We start from the raw sequence: 24,428 nt of genomic DNA, 5'->3' as shown, positions 1-24,428 counted from the left end.
GGTTAAACCGTATAGTTAGTATAATGACAACAGAAGAAAAAATATTTAATGCTGCTCGAATTGTATTCCAAAAAAAAGGCTTTGCAGGTGCGAGGATGCAAGAAATTGCAGATGAAGCGGGAATCAACAAAGCAATGCTACATTATTGTTTTAAAAACAAACAATTGTTATTCGAAGCTGTTTTTATGAATGCATTCGGAGAATTGGCACCCCAAATCAATGATATATTTAATTCAGAGGAATGTGTTTTTGATAAAATTAAAAAATTCACCAAAAGTTATATTTCTTTTGTAATTCAAAATCCATTTCTACCTGCTTTTGTAATTCAAGAAATGAATAATAATCCGGAATTTGTCATGCAGTTTTTTAATAATGAAAAAAGACCCAATCCAGAATTGTTTCTTACTCAAATTAAAACCGAAATTCAAGCTGGAATTTTAAAACCCATTAATCCAAAACAACTTTTGCTCGATATATTTTCGATGACTGTTTTTCCTTTTGCAGCCCAAATAATGGTTAAAGGAATAATTCATATTTCAGATTCTGAATTCAATCAAATGATGGAAGAACGAAAAACATCAATCGCTGAACAAATTATTAATTCCATAAAAAAATGAAACTGATTATAAAGATAGCTTTGGCAGGATTGCTTTTGCCTTTGTTTGCAACGGCGCAAGAAAAACTAACTTTGGTGGATTGCTATACTTTGGCAAATGCAAATTACCCTTTGGCCAAACAAATTGATTTATTGCAACAAAAATCGATATTGGACATTGATGTTCTCAATTTAGGGAAATTGCCTAAAATCGATCTTAATGCGCAAGCAACCTATCAATCGGATGTTACGGGTTTGCCAATTCCGTTGCCTAATGTGGTTCCAATTAATAAAGACCAATATCGTGCAACTTTAGATGTAAATCAATTGTTGTATAATGGTGGATTAATCGATGCGAATGCAAAACTCAAAATGTTACAATCCAAAACCCAACAACAACAAGTTGAAGTGAATTTGTATCAAATCAAAACTCAAATTAATCAGTTGTATTTTTCGGTTTTGTTACTCCAAAATCAAAAATCTATTTTACTTTCGAAACAAGACCAATTAATTTCCAAGATTAACGAAGTGAAAACTGGAGTCAAATTTGGCGCCATTCTACCTTCATCAGAAAAAGTATTGGAAGCTGAAAAATTAAAAATTAATCAACAACTCGTCAGTATTCAATTTGATAAAAAAAGGTTGTTGGAAAATTTGTCTGCATTGACTTTTTCGACAATAGCCGAAAATGTAGTTTTGGTTCAATCCATAATCTCAGTAGATTTCAATTTAGAAAATAATCGTCCTGAATTGAAACTTTTTGATTTTCAAAACGAACAAATTGAGGATTCAAAAAATATAGTTTCAAAAAATAAATTGCCAAAAATTAATGCATTTGGACAGGCAGGTTACGGAAATCCTGGATTGAATATGTTAGATAATTCATTTCAAACATTTTATATCGTTGGATTAAAAGCCAATTGGAATGTTTTTGATTGGAATAAATCCAAAACTGAAAAACAAATGCTTTCGGTTTCGGCAGCCATTGTTTCAACTGAAAAAGAAACTTTTTTGCTTAACAACAAGCTGCAATTGCAAGTAATGGAAAACGAAATATATAAAACGGAAGGAATCATCAAATCAGATTCTGAAATAATTACTTTGCGAGAAGATGTGGTTAAATCAATGGATGCACAATTAAAAAATGGTGTCATTACGTCATCGGAATATTTGGTGGAATTCACCAATTTATTTGAAGCCAAGATAAATCAAAAAACGCATGAAATTCAGTTGGATTTGGCCAAAGCCAATTATCAAATTAGTAAAGGTATCCCTTTAATTCCCGAATTGGGAAATTAAATAGTTGAATCAAATTCAATCAAATTAAAAAATAAAAGAAATATATAATGATGAAAATAGTCACATTCTTAATCCTTACAAGTTTGATTTCTTGTACTAAAAACAACGACAAAGCAGATGGTTACGGCAATTTTGAAGCTACCGAAGTTACTATTTCTTCGGAAGCGAATGGAAATATTGAGTATTTAAAACTCGAAGAAGGTGTTATTCTACAGCCAGAAACACAAGTGGGATTGGTAGATACGACTCAGTTGTATTATAGCAAACAACAGTTAATCGCTTCAAAAGCGACGATTTATTCTAAATCTAGAAATGTATTGTCTCAAAGAAGTGTTTTGCAAGAACAACTCAAAACTACCTTAATCGAAAAAAAGAGAATCGAAAATATGTTTGCTGAAAATGCTGCTACAAAAAGGCAAGTAGACGAAATTGTAGGCAAAGTAAATGTATTGAATGAGCAAATAAAAAGTGTTGCAACTCAGAATGATCCTATCGTAAACGATGTAAGATCAATCGATGTACAAATAGAAAAAATCAATGACCAGATTGAAAAATGCAAAATAATCAATCCCATAAAGGGAACTGTTTTAGCAAAATATGCCGAACCAAACGAGGTTACTGCTTTTGGAAAACCATTATATAAAATTGCCGATATTACTGAAATGACTTTACGTGTTTATGTGGATGAAACGCAATTGCCAAAAATTAAGATTGGACAAATTGTAAGCGTGAAAATTGATTTTGGTAAAGAAATGAAATCCTATCAAGGAACAATTTCCTGGATTTCATCATCAGCTGAATTTACTCCGAAAATCATTCAAACCAAAGAAGAACGGGTTAATCTCGTTTATGCTGTAAAAGTGAAAGTAAAAAATGATGGTGTTTTAAAAATAGGAATGCCAGCCGAAATGTGGATTAAATAGGCAAAAGGCATTAGCCAATAGCCATAAGTTTAAATGTAAATGCTAATTTAACTATTGCCTTTTGCCTAATGGCTTTTGGCTAAAATGATATGAGTATAATAGTCCAAAATATTTCAAAATCGTACAACAAAATCAAAGCCATTGATGCCATTTCTTTTGAGGTAAAAGAAGGAGAATTATTTGGGTTAATTGGACCAGATGGAGCAGGGAAGACCACCATTTTTAGAACATTAACCACGCTTTTATTGGCCAACGAAGGATCGGCAACTGTTGCGGGTTTTGATGTTGTGAAGGATTATGTCGCCATTCGGAATTCAGTAGGTTATATGCCAGGAAAATTCTCTTTGTATCAAGATTTAACTGTCGAGGAAAATTTGAAGTTTTTTGCCACGATTTTCGGTACAACTATTGAAGAAAATTACGATTTAATCAAAGATATTTATATTCAAATTGAACCATTCAAAACCAGAAGGGCAGGAGCGCTTTCGGGTGGAATGAAACAAAAATTGGCCTTATGTTGTGCGTTAATTCACGCTCCAAAAGTTTTGTTTTTAGATGAACCTACAACAGGTGTGGATCCCGTTTCTCGAAAAGAATTTTGGGAAATGCTCAAAAGATTGCAAAAAAAAGGAATCACGATTTTAGTTTCTACACCTTACATGGATGAAGCTGTACTTTGTGATAGAATTGCCTTAATTCAAAAAGGCAGCATTTTAAAAATTGATTCGCCCGAAAATATCATCAAAAAATACGACAAAGTTATTTATAATATCAAAGCTAAAAACAGGCATCAATTGATTCTGGATTTGAAAAAATACCCAAGTCAATATAGTGTTTTTGCCTTTGGAGAGTTCATTCATTATATCGATAACAGTTCAACTTTTAATAGTATTGATTTACAACATTACCTTGAAAAACAAAACAATACTGAAATTGAAATTAAAATAGGAAATACAACAATTGAAGATGTTTTTATGGATTTGTAAAGAGTTAACACAGATTACACAGATTTTTTCTATTGAATTCGATTTTAATAATTATTCTATTTGAAAATCCGTGAAATCTGTGGCAATAAAAATTGTGATAATTAGTTCGATTTGTGGCAATAAAAAAATATGACAAAAGAAAAAATAATAGAAGTACACAATTTAACCAAACGATTTGGCGGCTTCACTGCGGTTAATAACATTTCGTTTGATGTGTTTGAAGGCGAGATTTTTGGTTTTCTTGGTGCCAATGGGGCTGGAAAAACTACCGCTATGAAAATGCTTATTGGTATTTCTAACCCTACTTCAGGAGAAGCGTTGGTTGCGGGATTTGATGTGAAAACGAAAACTGAAATGGTGAAGCGAAGCATTGGTTACATGAGTCAAAAATTTTCGATGTATGATGATTTAACGATCAAAGAGAATATTACTTTTTTTGGTGGAATTTATGGATTAAGCAGAATTCAAATAAAGGAAAAAACAAAAAAATTAGTCATTGAATTAGGTCTCGAAGATGTGATTGATAAATTAGTAGGTTCACTACCATTAGGATGGAAACAGAAATTATCGTTTTCGGTTGCATTATTACACGAACCGAAAATCGTATTTCTTGATGAACCAACAGGAGGAGTTGATCCAATTACCAGAAGACAATTTTGGGAAATGATTTATGCTGAAGCCAATAAAGGAACGACCATTTTCGTCACCACGCATTATATGGATGAAGCCGAATATTGTGATCGTGTTTCTATTATGGTCGAAGGAGTTATTGAAGCGCTTGACACGCCAAATAACTTGAAAACCAAATACAATGTTGCGTCAATGAACGATGTGTTTTTGAAATTAGCTAGAAATGTGGAGTAGTTATGCGGTATAAGGCATTTGCCAAAAGCCAAAATTTCTAATTAATGACTAATGCCCTTTAATTAATGCCTTATTGCTTTTTCCTAATGCCTGTATAAAAATGAAAAGATTCATCGGTTTTGTAACAAAAGAATTCTATCACATTTTTCGTGATAAACGGACTATGTTCATACTTTTCGGTATGCCAATTGCCCAAATAATGTTGTTTGGTTTTGCTATTACTAACGAAATTAATAACGTCAATATTGCCATTTTAGATAAATCAAAAGACGCTGAAACCCATAAAATAATTAATAAAATCAGTGCCTCAGCATATTTTAAAATAAATCAGGAAATTACCAACGAAAAACAAATTGAAAGTGTTTTCAAAAAAGGAAAAGTTAAAGCTGTATTAGTATTCGAAAAGAATTTTATTAAAAACCTGCAAACACTTAAACAAGCCAAAGTACAAGTGATTACGGATGCTACTGATCCAAATGTTGCCAATACAATATCTAATTATGTAAATGCCATTTTACAAAATTATACGCATGAAATCAATAAAAACAACAAACCAAACCATCAAATACAAACGCAAACCCGACTCTATTATAATCCTGAATTAAAGAGTGTTTTTACTTTTGTTCCTGGTGTTATGACTATTATATTAATGCTGGTGTCGGCAATGATGACCTCTATTTCCATTACCCGTGAAAAAGAATTGGGTACCATGGAAGTGCTACTGGTTTCGCCTTTAAAGCCATTTCAGGTTATTGTTGGGAAAGTTTTTCCGTATATTTTCTTGTCTATAATAAATGCAGCAATTATTCTGCTTTTAGGATTTTTTGTATTCGGAATGCCGATTGAAGGAAATATATTTTTATTGGCATTCGAAAGTGTTTTATTCATCACAACTGCACTTTCGTTAGGAATATTAATTTCGACCGTTTCACAAACCCAACAAACCGCAATGATGCTTTCGCTAATGGGGTTAATGCTACCTGTTATCATACTTTCAGGTTTTATATTCCCCATTTCAAGTATGCCATTGCTATTGCAAGTAATTAGTAATATAATACCCGCTAAATGGTTTATAATCATTATAAAAGCTGTTTTATTAAAAGGGGCAACACTAGATGTTATTTGGAAAGAAACTTTAATTCTTGTTGGAATGACAGTGTTTTTTATTGCGGTAAGTATCAAGAAATATAAAATTAGATTGGAATGACAATTTTAATAGTAATGACAATAACAATGACAATAGCATTGACAATTTCAATGACAATTTCAATGACAATTTCAATGGCAATTTCAATGGCAATTTCAATGGCAATTTGAATGGCAATTTGAATGGCAATTTCAATGGCAATATCAATGGCAATATCAATGGCAATATCAATGGCAATGACAATAGCAATGACAATAGCAATGGCAATTTAAAAAAATAGAAAATCCTTTTAAGTCAGTTAAATCTGCAGCATAAAAAACTGTGTGACTTAGTGTCTTCGTGGCAAAAAAAGCAATAAAAAATGAAAACAATATTATTCATCATTCAAAAGGAATTCCGACAAATATTTAGAAATAAAGGAATGCTTCCTATAATATTTGTTTTGCCATTGGTGCAATTGCTAATTTTATCGAATGCAGCCAGTTTCGAAATCAAAAACATCAAATTTTCGTATATCGATAACGATCATTCAGTAGCTTCAAGAGAATTGATTTCTAAATTTCAAGCTTCTAGTTATTTTAAAATTATTGATAGTTATTCTTCAAAAAAAGAAGCTGATTTTCAAATGGAAACTGGAAAGGTAAATGTCATTCTCGAAATACCAAATCATTTTGAACGGGATTTAATTAAGGAAAATGACGCCAATTTATCGGTAAGCATCAATGCCATAGATGGTGCAGCGGCGGGAGTGGAGAATGTTTATATTTCACAAATAATTACTGGATTCAATCAAAAAGTTCAAACACAATTGTATCAATACAATAAAGATAATTATGTTCAACCTATTAATATCGTGATGATTCCATCGTTTTGGTACAACAATACATTGAACTACAAAACTTTTATGGTTCCAGGGATTTTAGTATTGTTAGTGACAATGCTAACATTGTTTTTATCATCAATGAACATCGTGCGAGAAAAAGAAATGGGTACCTTAGAACAAATTAATGTTACTCCCATTCGAAAATACCAGTTCGTTATAGGTAAGTTATTTCCTTTTTGGGTTTTGGGTTTAGTAATTTTGACTGTTGGACTTACGATTGCCAGAGTTGTATTTAGCGTTCCTATTTTAGGAAGTGTTGCATTGATTTATTTCTTCACTTCCATTTATTTATTGGTGATTCTTGGCATTGGATTAATTATTTCTAATAATTCCGATACACAGCAACAAGCCATGTTTATTTCTTGGTTTTTCGCTGTCCTATTTATCTTAATGAGCGGATTATTTACCCCCATAGAAAGTATGCCTATCTGGGCGCAAAATATTACATTGCTGAATCCAATACGGTATTTTGTAGAGATTATTAGGATGGTAATGCTCAAAGGCGCCACGTTTTCGGATATTTCTGAACCCTTTTTTATGATTGTTTTCTATGCAATTGCCCTAAATGGCATCGCTGTTTGGACCTATAAAAAAGTGAATTAAAGAATGTCTAAATTGAGTTATGCTAAAATTTAAAGATACTTTCAAAAGTACAAAAGCATTCGCTTAAAAATAGCATTATAAAAAGCAAAGTTTGGAATAAAAGACCATTCCAAACTTCCTGACTAATTGCTAATACTAGGGTAATTTACTCCTACACGAGCTGTTATTTATTCAGAATAGAATGTAATCCTTGTTGTGATATTCAACTCAAATTTTCTATTTGTACGGTTCTAAGAGTTTTAAACCTATGTTTGAGGGTAAAAAGTAACCTCACCAGTTGCAATGTTGTGAGACCCACCAATAATATTAATTTCTCCGCTTTCAATCATTTCTTTTAAAATAGGACTGCGTTCTGAGATGGCTTTCACGGTACGTTTTACGTTGATAGCAGATACGTTTTCAACAAACTCTTCATTACTTGAATTTCGATTTTCTTTGGTGGTAGTTTCATCATCAACAGCGGGTCTGATCTTAGTAAGCAATGCAGTAAGGTTCCCCATTTCTACATGGTCACAAGCTCCTTTTATGGCGCCACATTTAGTGTGTCCTAAAACAACTATTATTTTTGAACCTGCTATTTTACAGCCAAATTCCATACTACCCAAAATATCTTCATTGATAATATTTCCTGCAATTCGAACACTGAACACATCACCTAAACCTTGGTCGAAAATTAGTTCAGCAGATGTTCTACTGTCAATACAACTCAGGATAACTGCAAATGGGTGTTGTCCGTCAGAGGTTTCATTGGCTTGTTGTAATAAATTTCTATTTGCTTTTAAATTGTTTACAAATCGTTTGTTGCCCTCTTTTAGTATTTCTAAAGCCATTAAAGGCGAAATACCATCTTGCATTTCTTTAGTTAATGTTTTCATTTTTATTTATTTTAATTATTATTGTTAAAAGGAATAGTGTTAAATATTGCTATTTGGAATTGATTTCTATTTGAATTTTCTACAGTTTGTGCCATAAAACCAGCTTCTATTTTGATGTTTTCATTGATGACATAACCCAAAGCTCCATAAAGCCGATTGCGATCAAATAGTGGATTTTCGGTATTAATAAATACCTCATTGTAAGCCGATAAGTAAAACGCATTCTTATCCATAGTTTCTTTATTTAAAGGAACATTTACGCCTAAAAAATAGCGAAATCGCATTTGAAAATCGTTTGGTAAAAATCGTTCTTCAATCCTATAGCGGTGTTGTATATAAAGTCTGTTAAATCTTTGACGATTAATAAATTGTTGAAAAATACGATGTTCATTAATTGCTAATTTATCATCCGAAATTGGTACATATTTTTGAGTGTTAATGAATCCGTAACCCAATAAAATAGTATTATTATTTTCAGTTAAATTATATCCAATTCCAGTTCTTAAAAGCAGTTGATTGGTATCATCTATTAAATTGTAGGAACGATATTGTATTTCATTATGAATGCTCCAATTTTTATTTATCTTTTGATTTCCAATGTAAATTAACCAATTACCAATGTCGCTTTTTTGAGCAAATCCCATGGTTGAAAGTAATATAAAAACAATACTAAAATTTCTTATTTCATTATGCTGCTGGTATAAATTTAATTTTTTCGACGATAATATTCATCGATTTGGCATGGATTTCAAAATCTTTTACAATTTCTAATACATCATAGGCAACTGATTTTGATTTAGAAAAATCAATAATCACTTTTGAATTGGCAGGAATTGCATCTAATGCTTTTATTACACTTGCTTTATTAAAAAACGAAACTTCTTGAGCCAATACAATATGGTGTATTTCTGAGCCATCTTCAGTAGTTACTTTATCTTTCAGGTGGTGTGAGTTTCTATAACTGTGACGTAAAGTATAGAAGATACCAAAAGCAATTCCTACTGAAATTCCTTTTAACAAATCGGATGCTAAAATAGCAATAACAGTTGCCGCAAAAGGGACAAATTGTTCCTGTCCTAATTTGTACATATCAACAAATAAGGAAGGTTTTGCTAATTTGTAACCCACCATTAGTAATATTGCGGCCAAACTTGCCAATGGAATCATATTCATTAATTTCACTAGTGTAATAGCACTAATCAATAAGAATAATCCGTGTAGAATTGCCGACATTTTTGTTTTTCCTCCAAAGGAAATATTGGCAGAACTACGCACAATAACCTGTGTAATTGGGATACCACCTATCAATCCTGAAACAATATTACCTAATCCTTGCGCTTTCAATTCACGATTGGTTGGTGTAATTCTTCTGTCTGGATCCAATTTATCTGTCGCTTCAACACATAATAAGGTTTCTAAACTTCCAACTATCGCAATTACAATAGCTACTGACCAAACTTGTGGATTAGTAATGGACGAAAAATCTGGAAAAGTAAATTGACCCAAAAAGTCAGTTACTGAACTTGGAACAGGTAATGAAACTAATTGCTTTTCATTTAATGAAAAACCTAAAATTCCGTTTTGATAAAAATAATTCATCAATATACCCAATGCAACCACAACAATTGGACCTTGAATAATTTGGAATATTTTATGTTTTTTCATTAATACTTTATCCCAAAAAATTAAAATAGCTAACGATAGTATTCCAATAACTACGGCACCAGGAGTAATAAAATTTAAGGCGCTTCCAATTTCGGATAACGTATTTTGTCCATCTACTTGCAAAAAAGAATCATCACCCATCGCATCATTGTCCCAACCAAGAGCATGTGGAATTTGTTTTAGGATTATTAAAAGTCCAATCCCAGTCAACATTCCTTTTATCACAGCTGAAGGAAAGAAATAAGCAATAAATCCTGCTTTTGCAAATCCTAATAGTAATTGAATTGCTCCTGATAATAACACAGCCATCAAAAACACTTCCCAGGAACCCAAAGTACCAATAGCTGTTAAAACAATTACTGCTAATCCTGCTGCTGGGCCACTTACTCCTAAAGTAGAACCACTTGCTATACCAACAACTATACCTCCAACAATGCCAGATATTATTCCTGCAAATAAGGGTGCTCCCGAAGCTAAAGCAATTCCTAAGCATAATGGTAATGCCACAAAGAATACTATTATACTTGCGGGTAAATCATTTTTAATTTCTTTAAACATGTTTTTCAAGTTTTTATTTATAAAAATTTTTCACAAAGATAGTAATGTTATTTATAATAATAGTAATGCTATTATAAATAATTGTTAAATATTTATTCTTACTTTTGCAAAAAGAAATAGTTTAACAAAACAACTTCAAATGAAATTACACGTACAAATAAAAATGAATGAGGAATTATATCTGCGTAATCCAGAGCGCTCAGAATTAGGAAAAAAAATAATTCAGTACAGTATTCAAATGATTTATAAGAATGGTTTTGAAGCTTTTACTTTTAAAAAACTGGCAGAAGAAATAAATTCGACAGAAGCAAGTGTTTATCGTTACTTTGAAAATAAGCATCGTTTATTGATATATATTGTAGCTTGGTATTGGAGTTGGTTAGAATTTCAAATTAGTTATGAGACCAATAACATTTTAGATCCTTCAATTAAATTAAAGAAAATAATAAAATTATTAGCTTCTACTGTAGAAGATGATGACATGACTATTTATATAAATGAAAGTTTATTGCATCAAATTGTAATATCAGAAGGGTCTAAAGTATATTTGACAAATCACGTTGGCGAAGATAATAAACACCATTTTTTTAAACCTTATAAGCAACTTTGTGCTGCAATTGGAACTGTGATTTCAGAATATAATTCCGATTATAAGTATCCGAAATCATTAGCGACCACTATAATTGAAATGGCACATTTTCAAAATTATTTTATGGTTCACCTTCCCTTGCTAACTGATTTTGGCGAAAATAAAAACGAAACTGATATAATTGCTTTTTTAGAAAATTTAGTATTTTCAAGTATTGATACTAAATTGTAATTGGAATTTTTTGAACTTTCGTGTAAATTTATTTAAATAATCGAACCTTGTTGGATTTAAATACATGTATTAATGTGTTATTAGATAATAACTAAGTCCAAAAATGGCACTTACTCCAATCCAAGTAATCATATTTACTTTGTAGCGAAACAGGGCAACAAAAGAAATAAATGTCCAAATAAGTGCGCTATAATCCAGTTCTAGAAAGGAAAACCTAGTTGGAAAAAGAACCGCTTTACCTAAATAAATAGTCAAGTTTAATATTACGCCAACAACTGCAGCTGTTACTAAAGCAAGGATTTCTTTTATTTTTTTGTTTTCCTGGGTTCTTTCGATAATAGGTGCTCCAATAAATATAAACAGGAAACAGGGAAGAAAAGTATAAAATGTAGTAGTTACTAGTCCTAGTGCTCCCATAGCTATTGAATTGCCAAAATGATTGTATCCTGCCATATAACCAACAAACACAAGAACCATAATCAGAGGCCCTGGAGTAGTTTCTCCCAGAGCAAGACCGTCAATCATTTGTAAATTCGTAAGCCAATGAAATTGATCCACACTAACCTGAGCCACATAAGGCAATACAGCATACGCACCACCAAAAGTTACAAATGCCGCTTTGGTAAAGAAAACGGATAGCTTTTTCCAAAATTCGAAATCAGCAGTTAGAAAATAAAAGGATATAAAAGGAATTGTCCAAAGTAAAACGCCAACAGCTATTTGCTTCCAAAAACGCAATGGTTTGAAGCCAATATCTGAGATAACTGTGTTTTTGTTGATGTAATATTCATTTTCATCAGTAGTCTCATGCGGTGTTAATTTTTTTGATATTGCAAAGAATTTTGGAAAAAATTGTCGTGTGAATCCTGCCATTAAGATGGAACCGATAATTATAAGTGGAAAAGGTATATTCAAAAAGAAAATACAAATAAAGGCCGCTATTGCTACTAAATAATGAAATGGACTTAATAGCGATTTCTTACTAATTTTGATTAATGCTAAAATTACAATTGCAATTACAGCGGGTTTTAATCCGCTAAACATAGCATAAATCCAAGGGATATTTCCGAATGTAACATAAATGGTGCTTAATCCAAAAAGAATAAACATGGATGGCAATACAAACAAAATTCCAGCGGTAAGACCTCCTAAAGTTCCGTGAAGCATCCATCCTATATACGTTGCGAGTTGCTGTGCTTCGGGACCAGGTAAAATCATACAATAGTTTAAAGCATGTAGAAATTTACTGTCGCTGACCCACTTTTTTTTGTCAACTAAATACTCGTGCATAATAGCAATTTGTCCTGCAGGTCCGCCAAAACTTATAAAACCAAGTTTAATCCAGAATTTTAATGCTTGTTGGAAAGTAGGTTTGTCCATTCGTTACTTCTGTTTAATGTCTCTTACTATTTAATTAGAATTGAATGTAAGGTTGGATTGAATTGCTTATTATTGTAATTTATTTTTTGATGGTTTTTAATAATACAATCTAAAATCAAGTAATTTACAAAGAGCATAATGTTTTTGATGCAATTCTTCTACAATTTCAACTACATCATCAATTTCTTGACACAAGCTAAAGAACGCTTTATCGATAGCAAAACTAGGTAATTTATAGGACACTTCTCCGTAGCCAGACAGGGCAGTAGCTCCAGTAATATCTAAAAAATATTGTGCCTCTTCAGGACTTAAATCTAATACTTTGGCATTAGAAAAATGAATGATTTTACCTTTCATTTTACCTTCAAATAGTTCGGCTATTTCTTCAAAACTATAATAGTAGTCATTTAGGCAGATGTTGTTTCGTTCACCTGGCATCACTAAATAAATAATCTCATAATCTTTAAAATTATGATCGTGATAAAGTAATGCACTTAAGCTATCTACTAATCCTTCAATAGTATCACAGGATTTATAAATACTCGGAATCCCTTGTTCTAGGGCCAATTGTTCTAAGTTTTTGACTACTAAAGTAGCTGTTGTAATTTCTACATCTCGAACTCCTTCGAGGCAGAAAATAAATTTATCCTGATCCATTGTTATTTTTTAGAGAGGTAGTTTATCTGATAGCAAAGATATGTTTTTAAGGAGAAAAAACAGAGTAGAAGTAAGGCTTAAGAAGTCTTTATCTTCTCTTTTAAAAAAGAATAATCCCAAGCACAATCAAAATAAAATGTTTGGGATTATTTATAAAAAAAGCATCGATATTATGCTTTCAATGAAGCCATATCAATTACAAAACGATAACGAACATCACTTTTTAGCATACGTTCATACGCTTCATTGATATCTTGCATTTTGATAATTTCGATTTCGGATACGATATTATGCTTTCCACAAAAATCTAACATTTCTTGTGTTTCGGCAATTCCACCTATCAATGAACCTGCAACTGATTTTCGCCCTAATATCAATGGAACAGTATTTAAAAAAGGATCTAATGGCCCTAAATAACCAACTAAAACCAAAGTCCCATTTGTATTTAAAGTGGAAATATAAGGGTTGATATCATGAATATACGGGACAGTATCAATAATCAAATCAAATTTTCCGCCAACAGCTATCATATGCTCTTCATCAGTTGAAATAACTACGGAATCAGCTCCTAATTCTAATGCATCTTTTTCTTTATCTGGACTTCTTGAAAACAAAGTCACATCTGCACCTAAACCTTTAGCTAATTTAATCGCCATATGCCCCAAACCACCTAAGCCAATAACAGCCACTTTACTGCCTTTTCCAACTTTCCAATGTTTTAATGGTGACCAAGTCGTTATTCCTGCACAAAGTAAAGGCGCAACGGCAGCCAAATTCAAGTTGGCAGGGACTTTTAATACAAAGTGTTCCTCCACAACCACTTTTTCGGAATAACCGCCAAAAGTGTGACCTCCTAAATGTTTGTCAGGACCGTTGTAAGTTCCAACCCAGCCATTAGAACAGTATTGCTCTAAATCATTTTTACAACTATCACAAGTGCTACATGAACCTACAAGGCAACCAACACCTGCTAAATCGCCTACTTTTAATTTAGTGACTTCACTACCTACTTTGGTAATTCTTCCAATTATTTCGTGACCAGGAACGGCAGGATATAGTGTTCCTCCCCAGTCATTACGAGCCGTATGCAAGTCGGAGTGACAAACCCCACAATATAAAATTTCTATTTCTATATCTTTTGCAGTAACATCTCTACGGTTAATGTTTAACTCTTTTAGGTCTGCATCTTTGTCAGCAGCACCGTAAGCTTTAATTTGTATTGTGTTCATATCTGTGTTTTTAATTAATTATATTATTTATGGGTACAATTTCATTCAAACAATTAATGGCATTTAAAGTACGTTGATAGCCCACATAGGGTAGTAATTGTGTCATTAAATTAATAAGGCTTTGTCTATCGTTCCCTACATTGATGTTGCCTTTAATATGACCTTTTATCTGGCTTTCTGTTCCACACATTGCAATTAGAAATGAAAGTGTTATCATCTCCCGAACTTGAACTTCCAATCCTTTTCGGGAAATATAATTACCAAAACAATTAGCAGATAAATAGTGTTGAATGTGTAATAAATCTTTGGGTGAATTTTTATACCTCTTATCTATCTGGTCGCCAAAAATTTCCTTTTGTCTGGCCAATCCTTTTTCCAGTCTATTTTCTGGAGGAGTGGTAGATTGATGTGTTAAAGGTAAAGAAATAATTTGGTCGGTAAAAATTTGATAAGTTAGATTTTTAAGAATTTTAACTACATTCTCTTTTTGTATTATTTGAATGGATTTGCTTAGTTCTTGATACTAACCTATTCCTTCAATTACTGTCAGGATTTGAAAGCTGGTTTTTATTAGTCCTGAGCAAGTTCTTAAAATCAATAATGAAGAGAATTATCAGCCTTCAGGTTTAGCACTACTTTTTCATCCTGATTTAATAAAAGGTACCTTACTTGGCATGCAAATGATTCAGTTTTCCTTTTTTTCTTATGATTCGAATGAATCTTTGCATTTGTCTTTGAAAGAACAACAAAATATTAAAGATTTATTGAGCAAACTGGAGTACGAATTGGATCAGTTATTGATAAACATAGTAAAAGTATTATTACCAATAATATCGAGTTACTATTAAACTATTGCATTCGATTTATGATAGGTAATTCATCACCAGAGAAAATATGAACACTGATATCTTATCAAAATTTGAAAACCTATTGAACGATTATTTCCAGTCAGAAACTACCCAAGATTTAGGGTTGCCTTCTGTTGGATATTTTGCAGATCGTTTGCATCTTTCTCCCAACTATTTTGGAGATTTAATTAAAAAAGAAACGGGAAAATCGGCGCAGGAACACATGCAACTAAAATTGATTGATGTGGCCAAGGAAAAGATTTTCGATACTGAAAAGTCAATTAGTAAAATCGCTTTTGAACTTGGTTTTAAATACACTCAGCATTTAAATCGTATGTTTAAAAAATGTACTGGCTTTACGCCAAATGAATATAGAATGATGAATTAGATAGTAGCTTGAAATCGTGCAGTTGCTAATTAGGTTTTTTACCAATAAACTGATTTATTCCTTTTTCAAACTATCAATTACTGCTGCTGGAACTTTAATAATAGTTCCGTGACGAGTACCCGATGGGAAACTAATTCCTTCTGAAATATCTTGCCAACCAGTTGCCGTTTCCTGAACAGCTCCATATTTATGATCTCTATATTTATCAAAATACACCGTCCAAGCACCATTAATTTGTATTGCTGTTGGTCCTTCAGCCCAATAATTTCCAGTAATTGGTGCACTTGCTTTGGTATAAGGTCCAGTTAATTTTTCGCTATAGGCCATTTTAATATTCTTCTGCACAGGATTTTTAGTTTCATCTTTTAGAAACATAACAAACCCTTTATCTTGTTTTAAAATAGTGGCATCTATTACATTAAAACCCGGTTCATAGAGTAGTTTGGTGCGCGAGAACTTTTTAAAATCTTTAGTTGTGGTGTAATATATTCTATGATTGTACCCTTTTTCTTCTTCTGATTTAGTTTCGGTAAATTTCCCTTCTACAGTTGAAGCCCAATAAATCATGTATTGATTGTTTTTTTCGTCGAAAGTGATTTCAGGAGCCCAAGTATTACGGGCATTTTTCTCATGAGCCATAACTGGAATAAATTCTTGCGTAGACCAATGAATCAAATCGGCTGAAGAGGCATATCCTATTCCTTTATCTGTCCAACTCACGGTCCAAACCATGTGATACAATCCATCACCTCCTTTTATAATACATGGATCACGCATCAATTTGTCTTTACCAACTTCTGGAGTTAAAAAAGAAGTGTCTTTTTTTAAAGAATCCCATTTATAGCCATCTTCACTGTAAGCCAAGTGCAAACCATCTTCGCCGTTTCCTTTAAAATAGGAAAAAACATAGCCATCAGCTTTGGGAATAAATGCATTGGCAATCAACCATTTTTCACAGGCTTTTGGCCAATTGACATTCGTTCCTTGAACACCAAGACCAAAACCGTGTCCGCCACTTTCATAAAGGTGCATTTCTGCAGCTACTTTATTTTTTTTCAATGCAAGATAATAATTGATGCTGTTTTCTACGGGAACTGCTCCATCATCAGTAGCATGCACTAGAAATGTTATGGGCGTATTAAAATCAACTTGTTTTTCATTCGAATATTTGGCAACCATTTCACTACTGGCATTTTTACCTAATAGATTCTCTTTTGAGCCCTTATGTGTAATTCCATCTTCCATAGAAATCACTGGGTAAATTAGAATGGAAAAATCAGGGCGAGCACTTCCATTATCCTTTGATTCATATATTTTATCATTATAATGTGTTGAAAGGGTGGATGCTAAATGTCCTCCTGCTGAAAATCCAATAATCCCAATTTTAGCTGGATCAAGGTTCCATTCTGCTGTATTTCTTCTCAATGTTCGAATGGCTTCTTGTGCGTCTTGAAGTGGACCAATTGTTTTGTCTTTCATAATGATATCACTAGGTAATCTGTATTTTAAAACAAAAGCTGAGACCCCAATAGAATTAAACCATTCCGCCACTTTATCCCCTTCTTTTTCGTGAGACAAAAGAGAATACGAACCACCAGGACAAATAATTACTGCCGTATTTTTAGTGTTTTTGTTATTGGCCAAAAAAACTTTCAAAGTAGGTTCAGTAACTTTCCTGATTCCTGTTATATTTCCTTTATCGTCAATTCTAGGTTCTTGCTTATAATCGACTGCATCAATAGATCCAGGTATTATTTGCCATAATGGAATTTCATTATTTTGAGAAAAAATCAAGGACGTAAAACCAAAACTAAAAATCAATGCTAATTTAAAACTACTATTCTTCATCTTGTTTTTTATAAAATTCTATTTCAACTATTCGCAGTTGCCCTTTAGCTTCTGCGGCCATTTTATCTTTGTACAAATCCAATTCTTTTGTAGGATCGACTTCAACGATCTTGTCAAAACCATCTTTCTCCGTATTAATTCCGGTTAACTCAATAGTTATTTCTTTGGCCAAAATTGGAATTAAATCAAGTGTAATATAACCCAAACTTTGACTGGTGTTTCCCTTGAAAACTTCTTTTCCATCGGCTAATATACGAATAGGATAACTTTTGGTTCTCCAGCCTGTAAATTTAACCACACATTGGTTTATTTGAGAAGGTGCAGATAAAGTATATACAATGCGACCCGTACTTACTTTTCCGTCATTGGTCCATTCGGTCAATTCATTGTCATCATAGCTTTTGTACGCATCATCATTATTGGCTAATGCTGTGGCATGCGAAATAAAAACTGGCGTTCTTTTAATCGAATAAGAAGCTGTTTCTGGAGTAGGTCCACGTTGTAAATTGGAGGGTAAATCCTTTCCTGGTAATTGCTTCGAAAGTCCATTTTCAACACTAACAGCACGTGTGTTAAATGTAATTGTAGCCAATTGCAAATCATTTGATTGAGCACTAATACTTATGGCACCAGATTGCGGTGTAGATTGAATCATAATGCGATTGACACCATTTTCGACAGGCAAATCTTTTGACAAAATATAATTATCTGGCCCTTGTGCAATGCCTCCCAACCATGTGGCGTTTCCTGTCAATGTAAAATGTATCATCGCATTATTGGTAGGACAACGTTGGCCGTTTTTATCTACCACTTCCACATCAACCAAAGCCACATCAGATCCATCTGCACCAAATCCATTTGGATTGGTATGCGGAGTTAATTTAATAGCAAAAGGAGTTCCTGCAGTAATCTTTTTATCTTCACTAAGATTTTTGCCTTGAGCATCATAACTCACGGCTTTTAATGTACCCGCTTCAAAAGGAATATTTTCGAAAGTGAATAAAAAAGTATTGCTGCGTTTACCAAACCCTTTCGATTTTCCATTTACAAAAAGCTCCACTTTTTCTCCTGAAGAAACCACATATTCGTTTTTTATCGTCGCATCAGAATAATTCCAATGTCCTAATATGTGAGTGCGCTGTTTTTCGATATCAACCCAACCATCCCACATTACTTGATGTGCAAAAAAGCCATCTTTAGGAATGCGCATTGGATCAACTTCTCCACTAGTTCTATAATTTGATTCGCCTCGATGATGCGTATTAGAATCCGAAAAAATAATATTTACTCCACCTGAATTCACTCTTTTACCTGTACCAGGACGCTCGACGAAATAATCATTCCAACGAATAACATCCTCGATTGCATGACGGTCTTGATTGTGATTGTAATCAGAAGCGTCTTTATCGCGATATAAAGGTCCATCTCCTTCTTTGTGGAATGGGGGTGAATATTCATCCCAATATTTACGCATTCCTTCATCTCGAGAATATTCAGTTGCCCACATGGGTTTTCGAGCGCTTTTATTAATGTACAGCATTTCGCCACCATATTCTGCCACATTACTATCGAGCATTTCACGTGATCCAATAGCTCTGCCACCATGAGGATCATAAGTATCTTTGAGATTTTTCATTTCCTGCATGTGGACTTCACTTATAGATTCATTTCCACATTCATAAAAGACAATACTCGGATTATTTCGATTGTAAATAATGGCATCTCTCATTAAATTCACCCGTTGAATCCATTGATTTCCTTTGGCATCTTTCTCGGCATCACCTGCAGGCATGGCTTGCATTAATCCCACTCTGTCACATGATTCTACATCTTGTTTCCAAGGTGTCACATGCATCCAACGGACCAAATTGGCATTACTTTCGACCATTAATTGATTACTAAAATCACTCATCCAAGCAGGGACTGACATTCCTAGTGCTGGCCATTCATTGCTCGTCCTTTGTGCATAGCCTTTCATCTGAATTACTCGGTCATTGAGAACAATTTCACCATTATTGAATTCGGTTTTACGGAAACCTGTTTTGGTTGCAACTGCATCAACCTCTTTTCCATCTACTATCAAAATTGTTTTCGCCGTATACAAATACCCATATCCCCAACTCCAAAAATGCAAATCATTGATAACTTGCGATGCTTTTACTGTTTTGGTTTCACCTGGTGCAATCGTCGTTTTGTTTCCTGAGAATTCGGCTATTTTTTTGTTGTCTAAATCGAATAGTTCTACTTGATAAGTAACTGTTTTAGAAACGGAAAATTCATTTTTCAGCTGCGATTCTGCATTAATTACCGCTGATTTATTGGCAATGTTTATTTGACTCGCATAAATATAAGTTCCGGTAGTTTCTAAATTAGAATAAAGAGGGAGCGTTTGGTATAATTTATCTGTGATATGAAGGAATACATTTTTGGGAATTCCACCATAATTCGCATTAAAATTTTTGTCATTCCATTGATAAGTAGCATTGGAACTTTGTTCTCTGTATTTCCAATCATTATCAATACGAAGTGCCACCACATTCTGAAATGGAAATGGTTTTACATAGTTTGAAATATCCAAACCAAAAGCCATGACACCGTTTTCATGCAAACCAATTTTGGCACCATTTATATAAATTTCGCCAGCATGTCGGATTCCTTCGAATTCTAAAAATACTTTTTTGTTGGAAATCCCTTGAGGCAATTTGAAATTCTTGCGGTACCAAACAATCCCTGTGGTTAGATTTTCGATATCTTTTTTAAAAGCCTCATTTTGGTTATAGGCATGAGGGAGCGTAATACGCTCCCATTTATTATCATTAAAATTATTTTTTTCAGCCCCTTTTAAGTCACCAGTTTTCAATTTCCAATCGGCATTGAAATTGTATTTTTCCCTCTTGAATTCTTGAGAAAAAGCGATGGAGACCGCACTCAGCAAACAGATAAAACAAAATGCTTTTATAAATTTAATCATTATTTCATTTTATAAATTTCTGAACCTGCCAACAAGAAGCAACCCAAACCATAATCTTCAAAATCGGGGATCTTATCATAAGTTAATGGTTGTCCGTCTTTCGGTTCTTTACCTGTTGATTGCAAATACCCTAAAAAACCATTTTCGTGTAAACTCTCTGTAGTTAGTGCTTTCCAAGCTTTTTGAACAACTGGCAAATACAGCTCTTTTTTTAAAATTCCACTGTTAATGCCGTATGCTATTCCGTACACAAAAAGTGCTGTTCCTGAAGCTTCTTTACTTCCGTAATTAGTAGCATCATGCAAACTCACATTCCAAAAACCATCAGTTCTTTGTATCGGTACCAAGGCAGCAGCCATAGCTTTTAAATCAGATACATATTGTTTTCTATGAGGAGCGTTTTCTGGAATTATAGTTAGGACTTTTGCCAAAGCAGCAATTACCCATCCGTTTCCACGACTCCAATAGCAATCTTCTCCGTTTGGTTCTTTATACGGCGGATCAAAATCGGCATCACGCCACCATAATCCATCCTTAGGATTGTATAAACCATGATCACCATGTTTGTTTCTAGAATACATGTACATGGCATACATTTTCTCGTAATAGCGATTGTCATTTTCTAAAACACCCATTTTGGCAAAAACTGGCATTCCCATTTGTATGGCATCAATCCAAGACCAATCATCGAGTTGAGCAGTGTTCAACAACATATTCATCGTTGCTCTCGTACTTTTTAATTTTTTAGAATCGGGTTCTAAATTGTACAAATCAATATACGTTTGTGCCGCACAATAATCATCGGCATTACGATTTGCACTCCCGTTTCTAAAGCTCCATTTGTGAAACTCCGACCAAGAATAGGCATAGTTATAATACGATTCTTTAGGATAGATTTCGTGCAATGCCATTAATCCTTCATAATACACCCCACGAGTCCAAATATTACTCGGACGTTCTTTATTGGTTATTATTGTTTTGCCAGTATCAGGCCATTTGTCCATAAAATAGCCATTGGCAGATTCCATTTGTTTCAATACCAATTTTTTATCGAAAGCCTTTTGTGCTACTAGAGTACTTGCACATACTAGGCTAACAGCGAAAAATAATAGTGTCTTTTTCATTTTAATACTACTTTGTTTTTATTAGTTTTTTTGTTCTAAAGGTGTAATGGTAATTGGCCCTAACAATCCTGAAGGTGTGGGGCTCCATTTGGTTGCATCAAATTTATTATAATCCTTATCCACCATATTTATTTCATAAAAGATTTTCCATTCTTGGCCTTTTAGTTCCATATCTCTCACTCTATTAGCTGCTAAATTGGTCACTTGAACCGTTACTACATTTTTACCTTCTTTCAGTTTTCCAATATTTAATTTAAAAGGAACAGACCAAGCCGCACCAATATACGTGCCATTCAACCATACTTTCGCACTTTCGCGAACATCACCAAGGCTCAAGTTCCAATTGTTGGCATCAATTCCTGGATTTTCAAATTCAAGTGTGTAGGTTGCTGTTCCAGAGAAAGCTTCTGCATCCTTGTTTAATTTTGTCCAAGATTCTAAGTTATTCATTTTGGCATTTGCAGGCAATAGAGGTCCCCCTTTATCAAATTTAATGTTCCATTCTCCATTTAAGACAATAGGATCTGCAGTTTTTTCGTAATATCGCCATGGTTGTTGAGATGTTTTTTTCTCTGTTTTCAGAATAAACGACTGTCCAGGCTCTATATGCAATTTCACAAAAGTAATATTTGAAGTTTTTTTCACTTCTGCATTTCCGTAATTTTTAGTCAATGGGTCAAATATAACCACCTCTTTATTTGCTATTTGCAAAGGAACAAAACCATCTATTGTTTTAGCAGTATGATTGACTATGAAATAAATTTTTTCTCCATCGACATCTCTTCTTATAAATTTTAAACCTGAAGTAACCAATGTTTCTGGGTAGACTTTGGCACCTTCTAAAGTTTTAAATAAATTGGAAACAGGAGAAATAATTGCAGCGTTTTTATTAATTAACTTTGCTAATTGTTGGTTTTGTTTTTTGTATTGATTAAAACCAGGAACTGATTTAGGTAGTCCTTCAAAAATAATAACGGCACCCGTTTTTTTCAAGTCGATTAATTTTTGTAAAGTAGCCAATGGCATTTGATTACAATTTGGAACAATCAATGATTTATAAGTTCCTCCTGGTAATACAATTTTTCCGTTTTCTACATGTGCTTGCAAAATAAAATTATCGGAAATATAATCGACACCATAACCATTCTTCGTTAGATTTTTAGTTGTTTCATAAAATGAAGTTCCATACAACCATTCTGACAAAGAATGAATTTTGAATTGGAAAAACAACGAACCATCATGATAGTCATTCCAAGTATCATAAATTGGCCAATAAAGTAAGTTCTCATTATCGGGCTTTCCTTGTTGAAGCATTGACTGGCAATTTGCGATATAAGAAAATAGGGCAGGAGCGTCCTCCCAAATCGTATTAGTAGCATTGAAATTTACTGAAGCATAAAATTTCCAACCTGGCCAAGCAGCTCTAGTAGGAGAATAAGTAGAACCATGAAGAAAGATATGATTGATTCCGTTTAGCATCAAATCTTCAGCTTCTGGTTTGCATTGCGATAAAGCCGTTTTAAAATGATCTCTCAACCATGTAAAAGTCTCTGATGAAACCAATGGTTTTCCAGCAATATGTCCCGCCGATGATGAAAATTTAAGCATTACAGGATCAGCATCGCCTTCTCTAATGTCTTCTTTTTCCCTTCTTAATCCAGGAATATCGAAAGGCATTGAACCAAAAGTTTCGCACTCCGGAATATCTGCAGAAGCATACAAATCGATCAAATTTCCTGGTGATCCATGTGCTTGTAATTTGGTTTTAAAATTTTTAGTATGAGCCCATTCGGTCCAAGATTTATCAAATTTGTTTAATAACAAATCCGAAAGTGTTTCTCTATAATCACTTTTTATCCTGTTTCCTACTTCGTTATTCGTTTTACTTACTAATTGTGGCATGTTTTTTTTCAAATCATAACCTCTTCTTTTTTGGAATTCTTCGAAAAAAGCAGGGGTAAAATCGGTACCATATACTTCATAACTATCATTAAAAATTGAACGTAATTTACCTTCATAACCATTTAAGGCTTTATCAAAAGGTTGTACATAGGCTTCGAGTGCTTCTTTTGAATAATGGTCTAAAGTATATCCTTTCCCACCTGGCGCAGCGCGTTTTACTTGTTGTCCCGTTTTTCCGCTAAAAATGGCATAAAGAGTATAATTTGTTTTTTTTGCTTTCCACTTCAAATGTGTTCCTTCTAATTGATTGGTTAAATCGACATAATTACCATTGTCGCCATAAGCCACAACATATAAAAGTTTGGCTGGAATACTTTCTTTGGGATCAACTACTTTTATTTCACGATTAATTTTATCATTTTTTTGAAGCTGAATTTTTTCCACAATTAATTTGGTTGCAGCATGATCTAAAGTCACCTGAGGTCCTCCATAAGGCCAACCCGTTCCTAAGACCATATCGACTTGCATATGAAGACTATCGGTAACTTTAATAGTATATGCCAACATGTCCATCCATTTTGGAGAGAGATAATCAATAAAATTATTTTCCTCACCTTTTACGCCATAAATTGGCGTTATTTCAACACCACCAATTCCAGCATTATGAAAATCTTCTAAACTTTTCTTTAAATTGGGTTTATCAACAGCACTTCCCATCCACCACCAGCGAGCCCATGGTTGATTTGTATTTACAATTTCTGGCCAGGGAGAAGTTGTGGTTTGATTTTGAGCCGAAACTGGCAAAGAGAATAGAATTCCTAATAGTATAAAAGCGTAAATGTTTTTAATTTTCATCGAAATAA

Annotated in this window: 20 protein-coding genes; 9 read left to right on the top strand and 11 right to left on the bottom strand. The window is 33.3% G+C overall.

From position 1 onward, the window contains the following. Positions 1-23 precede the first annotated feature (23 nt). From E0F76_RS13340 to E0F76_RS13305, 7 genes are all read left to right on the top strand, one after another. Positions 24-617 carry a TetR/AcrR family transcriptional regulator gene (locus E0F76_RS13340; RefSeq protein WP_132006940.1) on the top strand — a complete coding sequence of 198 codons (594 nt, stop codon included), beginning with the start codon at positions 24-26 and terminating at the stop codon, positions 615-617. Then, positions 614-1,894: a TolC family protein gene (locus E0F76_RS13335; protein ID WP_132006937.1), complete on the top strand. Its 1,281-nt coding sequence runs from the start codon at positions 614-616 to the stop codon at positions 1,892-1,894. The genes E0F76_RS13340 and E0F76_RS13335 overlap by 4 nt, the downstream gene beginning before the upstream one ends. A 47-nt stretch (positions 1,895-1,941) precedes the next feature. Next, a complete protein-coding gene (locus E0F76_RS13330; RefSeq protein ID WP_132006934.1) occupies positions 1,942-2,817 on the top strand; it encodes an HlyD family secretion protein in 876 nt (291 codons plus the stop codon). A gap of 89 nt (positions 2,818-2,906) precedes the next feature. Then, complete coding sequence (locus E0F76_RS13325; protein ID WP_132006931.1) at positions 2,907-3,803, top strand: ABC transporter ATP-binding protein; 897 nt, start codon at positions 2,907-2,909, stop codon at positions 3,801-3,803. Positions 3,804-3,932: 129 nt separating this feature from the next. Beyond that, positions 3,933-4,667: an ABC transporter ATP-binding protein gene (locus tag E0F76_RS13320; RefSeq protein ID WP_132006928.1), complete on the top strand. Its 735-nt coding sequence runs from the start codon at positions 3,933-3,935 to the stop codon at positions 4,665-4,667. A 100-nt stretch (positions 4,668-4,767) separates the two neighbouring features. Then, positions 4,768-5,874: an ABC transporter permease gene (locus E0F76_RS13315; RefSeq protein WP_132006925.1), complete on the top strand. Its 1,107-nt coding sequence runs from the start codon at positions 4,768-4,770 to the stop codon at positions 5,872-5,874. A gap of 301 nt (positions 5,875-6,175) precedes the next feature. After that, positions 6,176-7,300, top strand: a complete 1,125-nt coding sequence (locus E0F76_RS13305) for an ABC transporter permease (protein WP_132006920.1) — start codon at positions 6,176-6,178, stop codon at positions 7,298-7,300. 245 nt (positions 7,301-7,545) lie between these two features. Here the strand turns inward: E0F76_RS13305 and E0F76_RS13300 are convergent, their stop codons facing one another. Genes E0F76_RS13300 through E0F76_RS13290 form a run of 3 tightly spaced genes read right to left on the bottom strand, consistent with a single transcriptional unit; the run spans position 7,546 to position 10,398 of the window. Next, entirely contained in the window at positions 7,546-8,175 is a 630-nt protein-coding gene (locus E0F76_RS13300; protein ID WP_132006917.1) for a carbonic anhydrase family protein, read from the bottom strand. An 11-nt stretch (positions 8,176-8,186) separates the two neighbouring features. Next, complete coding sequence (locus tag E0F76_RS13295) at positions 8,187-8,819, bottom strand: DUF2490 domain-containing protein (protein WP_132006914.1); 633 nt, start codon at positions 8,817-8,819, stop codon at positions 8,187-8,189. Positions 8,820-8,862: 43 nt separating this feature from the next. Then, on the bottom strand, positions 8,863-10,398 hold the full coding sequence (locus tag E0F76_RS13290; protein ID WP_132006911.1) for a SulP family inorganic anion transporter: 1,536 nt from the start codon (positions 10,396-10,398) through the stop codon (positions 8,863-8,865). A gap of 139 nt (positions 10,399-10,537) precedes the next feature. Here E0F76_RS13290 and E0F76_RS13285 point away from each other — a divergent pair, with 139 nt between their 5' ends. Then, positions 10,538-11,218, top strand: coding sequence for a TetR/AcrR family transcriptional regulator (locus E0F76_RS13285; protein ID WP_132006908.1), 681 nt, complete (start codon positions 10,538-10,540; stop codon positions 11,216-11,218). A 69-nt stretch (positions 11,219-11,287) separates the two neighbouring features. Here the strand turns inward: E0F76_RS13285 and chrA are convergent, their stop codons facing one another. The 4 genes from chrA to E0F76_RS13265 form a co-directional block, all read right to left on the bottom strand. Beyond that, positions 11,288-12,598 (bottom strand): chromate efflux transporter, encoded by a 1,311-nt coding sequence (chrA, locus tag E0F76_RS13280; protein WP_132006905.1) that lies wholly within the window; start codon positions 12,596-12,598, stop codon positions 11,288-11,290. A gap of 96 nt (positions 12,599-12,694) precedes the next feature. Continuing rightward, on the bottom strand, positions 12,695-13,255 hold the full coding sequence (locus E0F76_RS13275) for a DUF6642 family protein (RefSeq protein ID WP_132006902.1): 561 nt from the start codon (positions 13,253-13,255) through the stop codon (positions 12,695-12,697). A 170-nt stretch (positions 13,256-13,425) separates the two neighbouring features. Further along, positions 13,426-14,484: an NAD(P)-dependent alcohol dehydrogenase gene (locus E0F76_RS13270; protein ID WP_132006899.1), complete on the bottom strand. Its 1,059-nt coding sequence runs from the start codon at positions 14,482-14,484 to the stop codon at positions 13,426-13,428. A gap of 10 nt (positions 14,485-14,494) precedes the next feature. Beyond that, positions 14,495-14,851: a carboxymuconolactone decarboxylase family protein gene (locus E0F76_RS13265; protein WP_220398924.1), complete on the bottom strand. Its 357-nt coding sequence runs from the start codon at positions 14,849-14,851 to the stop codon at positions 14,495-14,497. A gap of 527 nt (positions 14,852-15,378) precedes the next feature. Here E0F76_RS13265 and E0F76_RS19715 point away from each other — a divergent pair. Next, entirely contained in the window at positions 15,379-15,720 is a 342-nt protein-coding gene (locus E0F76_RS19715; protein WP_246022062.1) for a helix-turn-helix domain-containing protein, read from the top strand. A gap of 54 nt (positions 15,721-15,774) precedes the next feature. Here E0F76_RS19715 and E0F76_RS13255 read toward each other — a convergent pair whose 3' ends face one another. The 4 genes from E0F76_RS13255 to E0F76_RS13240 are packed head-to-tail and all read right to left on the bottom strand — an operon-like array spanning position 15,775 to position 24,420. Then, the gene (locus E0F76_RS13255; RefSeq protein WP_132006893.1) at positions 15,775-17,568 is read right to left on the bottom strand and encodes an alpha/beta hydrolase fold domain-containing protein; all 1,794 of its coding nucleotides are present in this window, start codon (positions 17,566-17,568) and stop codon (positions 15,775-15,777) included. After that, positions 17,558-20,539, bottom strand: coding sequence for a glycoside hydrolase family 2 protein (locus tag E0F76_RS13250; protein ID WP_132006890.1), 2,982 nt, complete (start codon positions 20,537-20,539; stop codon positions 17,558-17,560). The genes E0F76_RS13255 and E0F76_RS13250 overlap by 11 nt, the downstream gene beginning before the upstream one ends. Beyond that, positions 20,539-21,663: a glycoside hydrolase family 88/105 protein gene (locus tag E0F76_RS13245; RefSeq protein ID WP_132006887.1), complete on the bottom strand. Its 1,125-nt coding sequence runs from the start codon at positions 21,661-21,663 to the stop codon at positions 20,539-20,541. The genes E0F76_RS13250 and E0F76_RS13245 overlap by 1 nt, the downstream gene beginning before the upstream one ends. A 21-nt stretch (positions 21,664-21,684) precedes the next feature. Then, positions 21,685-24,420 (bottom strand): glycosyl hydrolase, encoded by a 2,736-nt coding sequence (locus E0F76_RS13240; RefSeq protein WP_132006884.1) that lies wholly within the window; start codon positions 24,418-24,420, stop codon positions 21,685-21,687. Between the last annotated feature and the right edge of the window lie 8 nt (positions 24,421-24,428).

The sequence above is a fragment of the Flavobacterium cellulosilyticum genome, assembly GCF_004349355.1.
Lineage (GTDB): Bacteria > Bacteroidota > Bacteroidia > Flavobacteriales > Flavobacteriaceae > Flavobacterium > Flavobacterium cellulosilyticum.
This window is presented reverse-complemented; position numbering and strand designations above follow the sequence as displayed.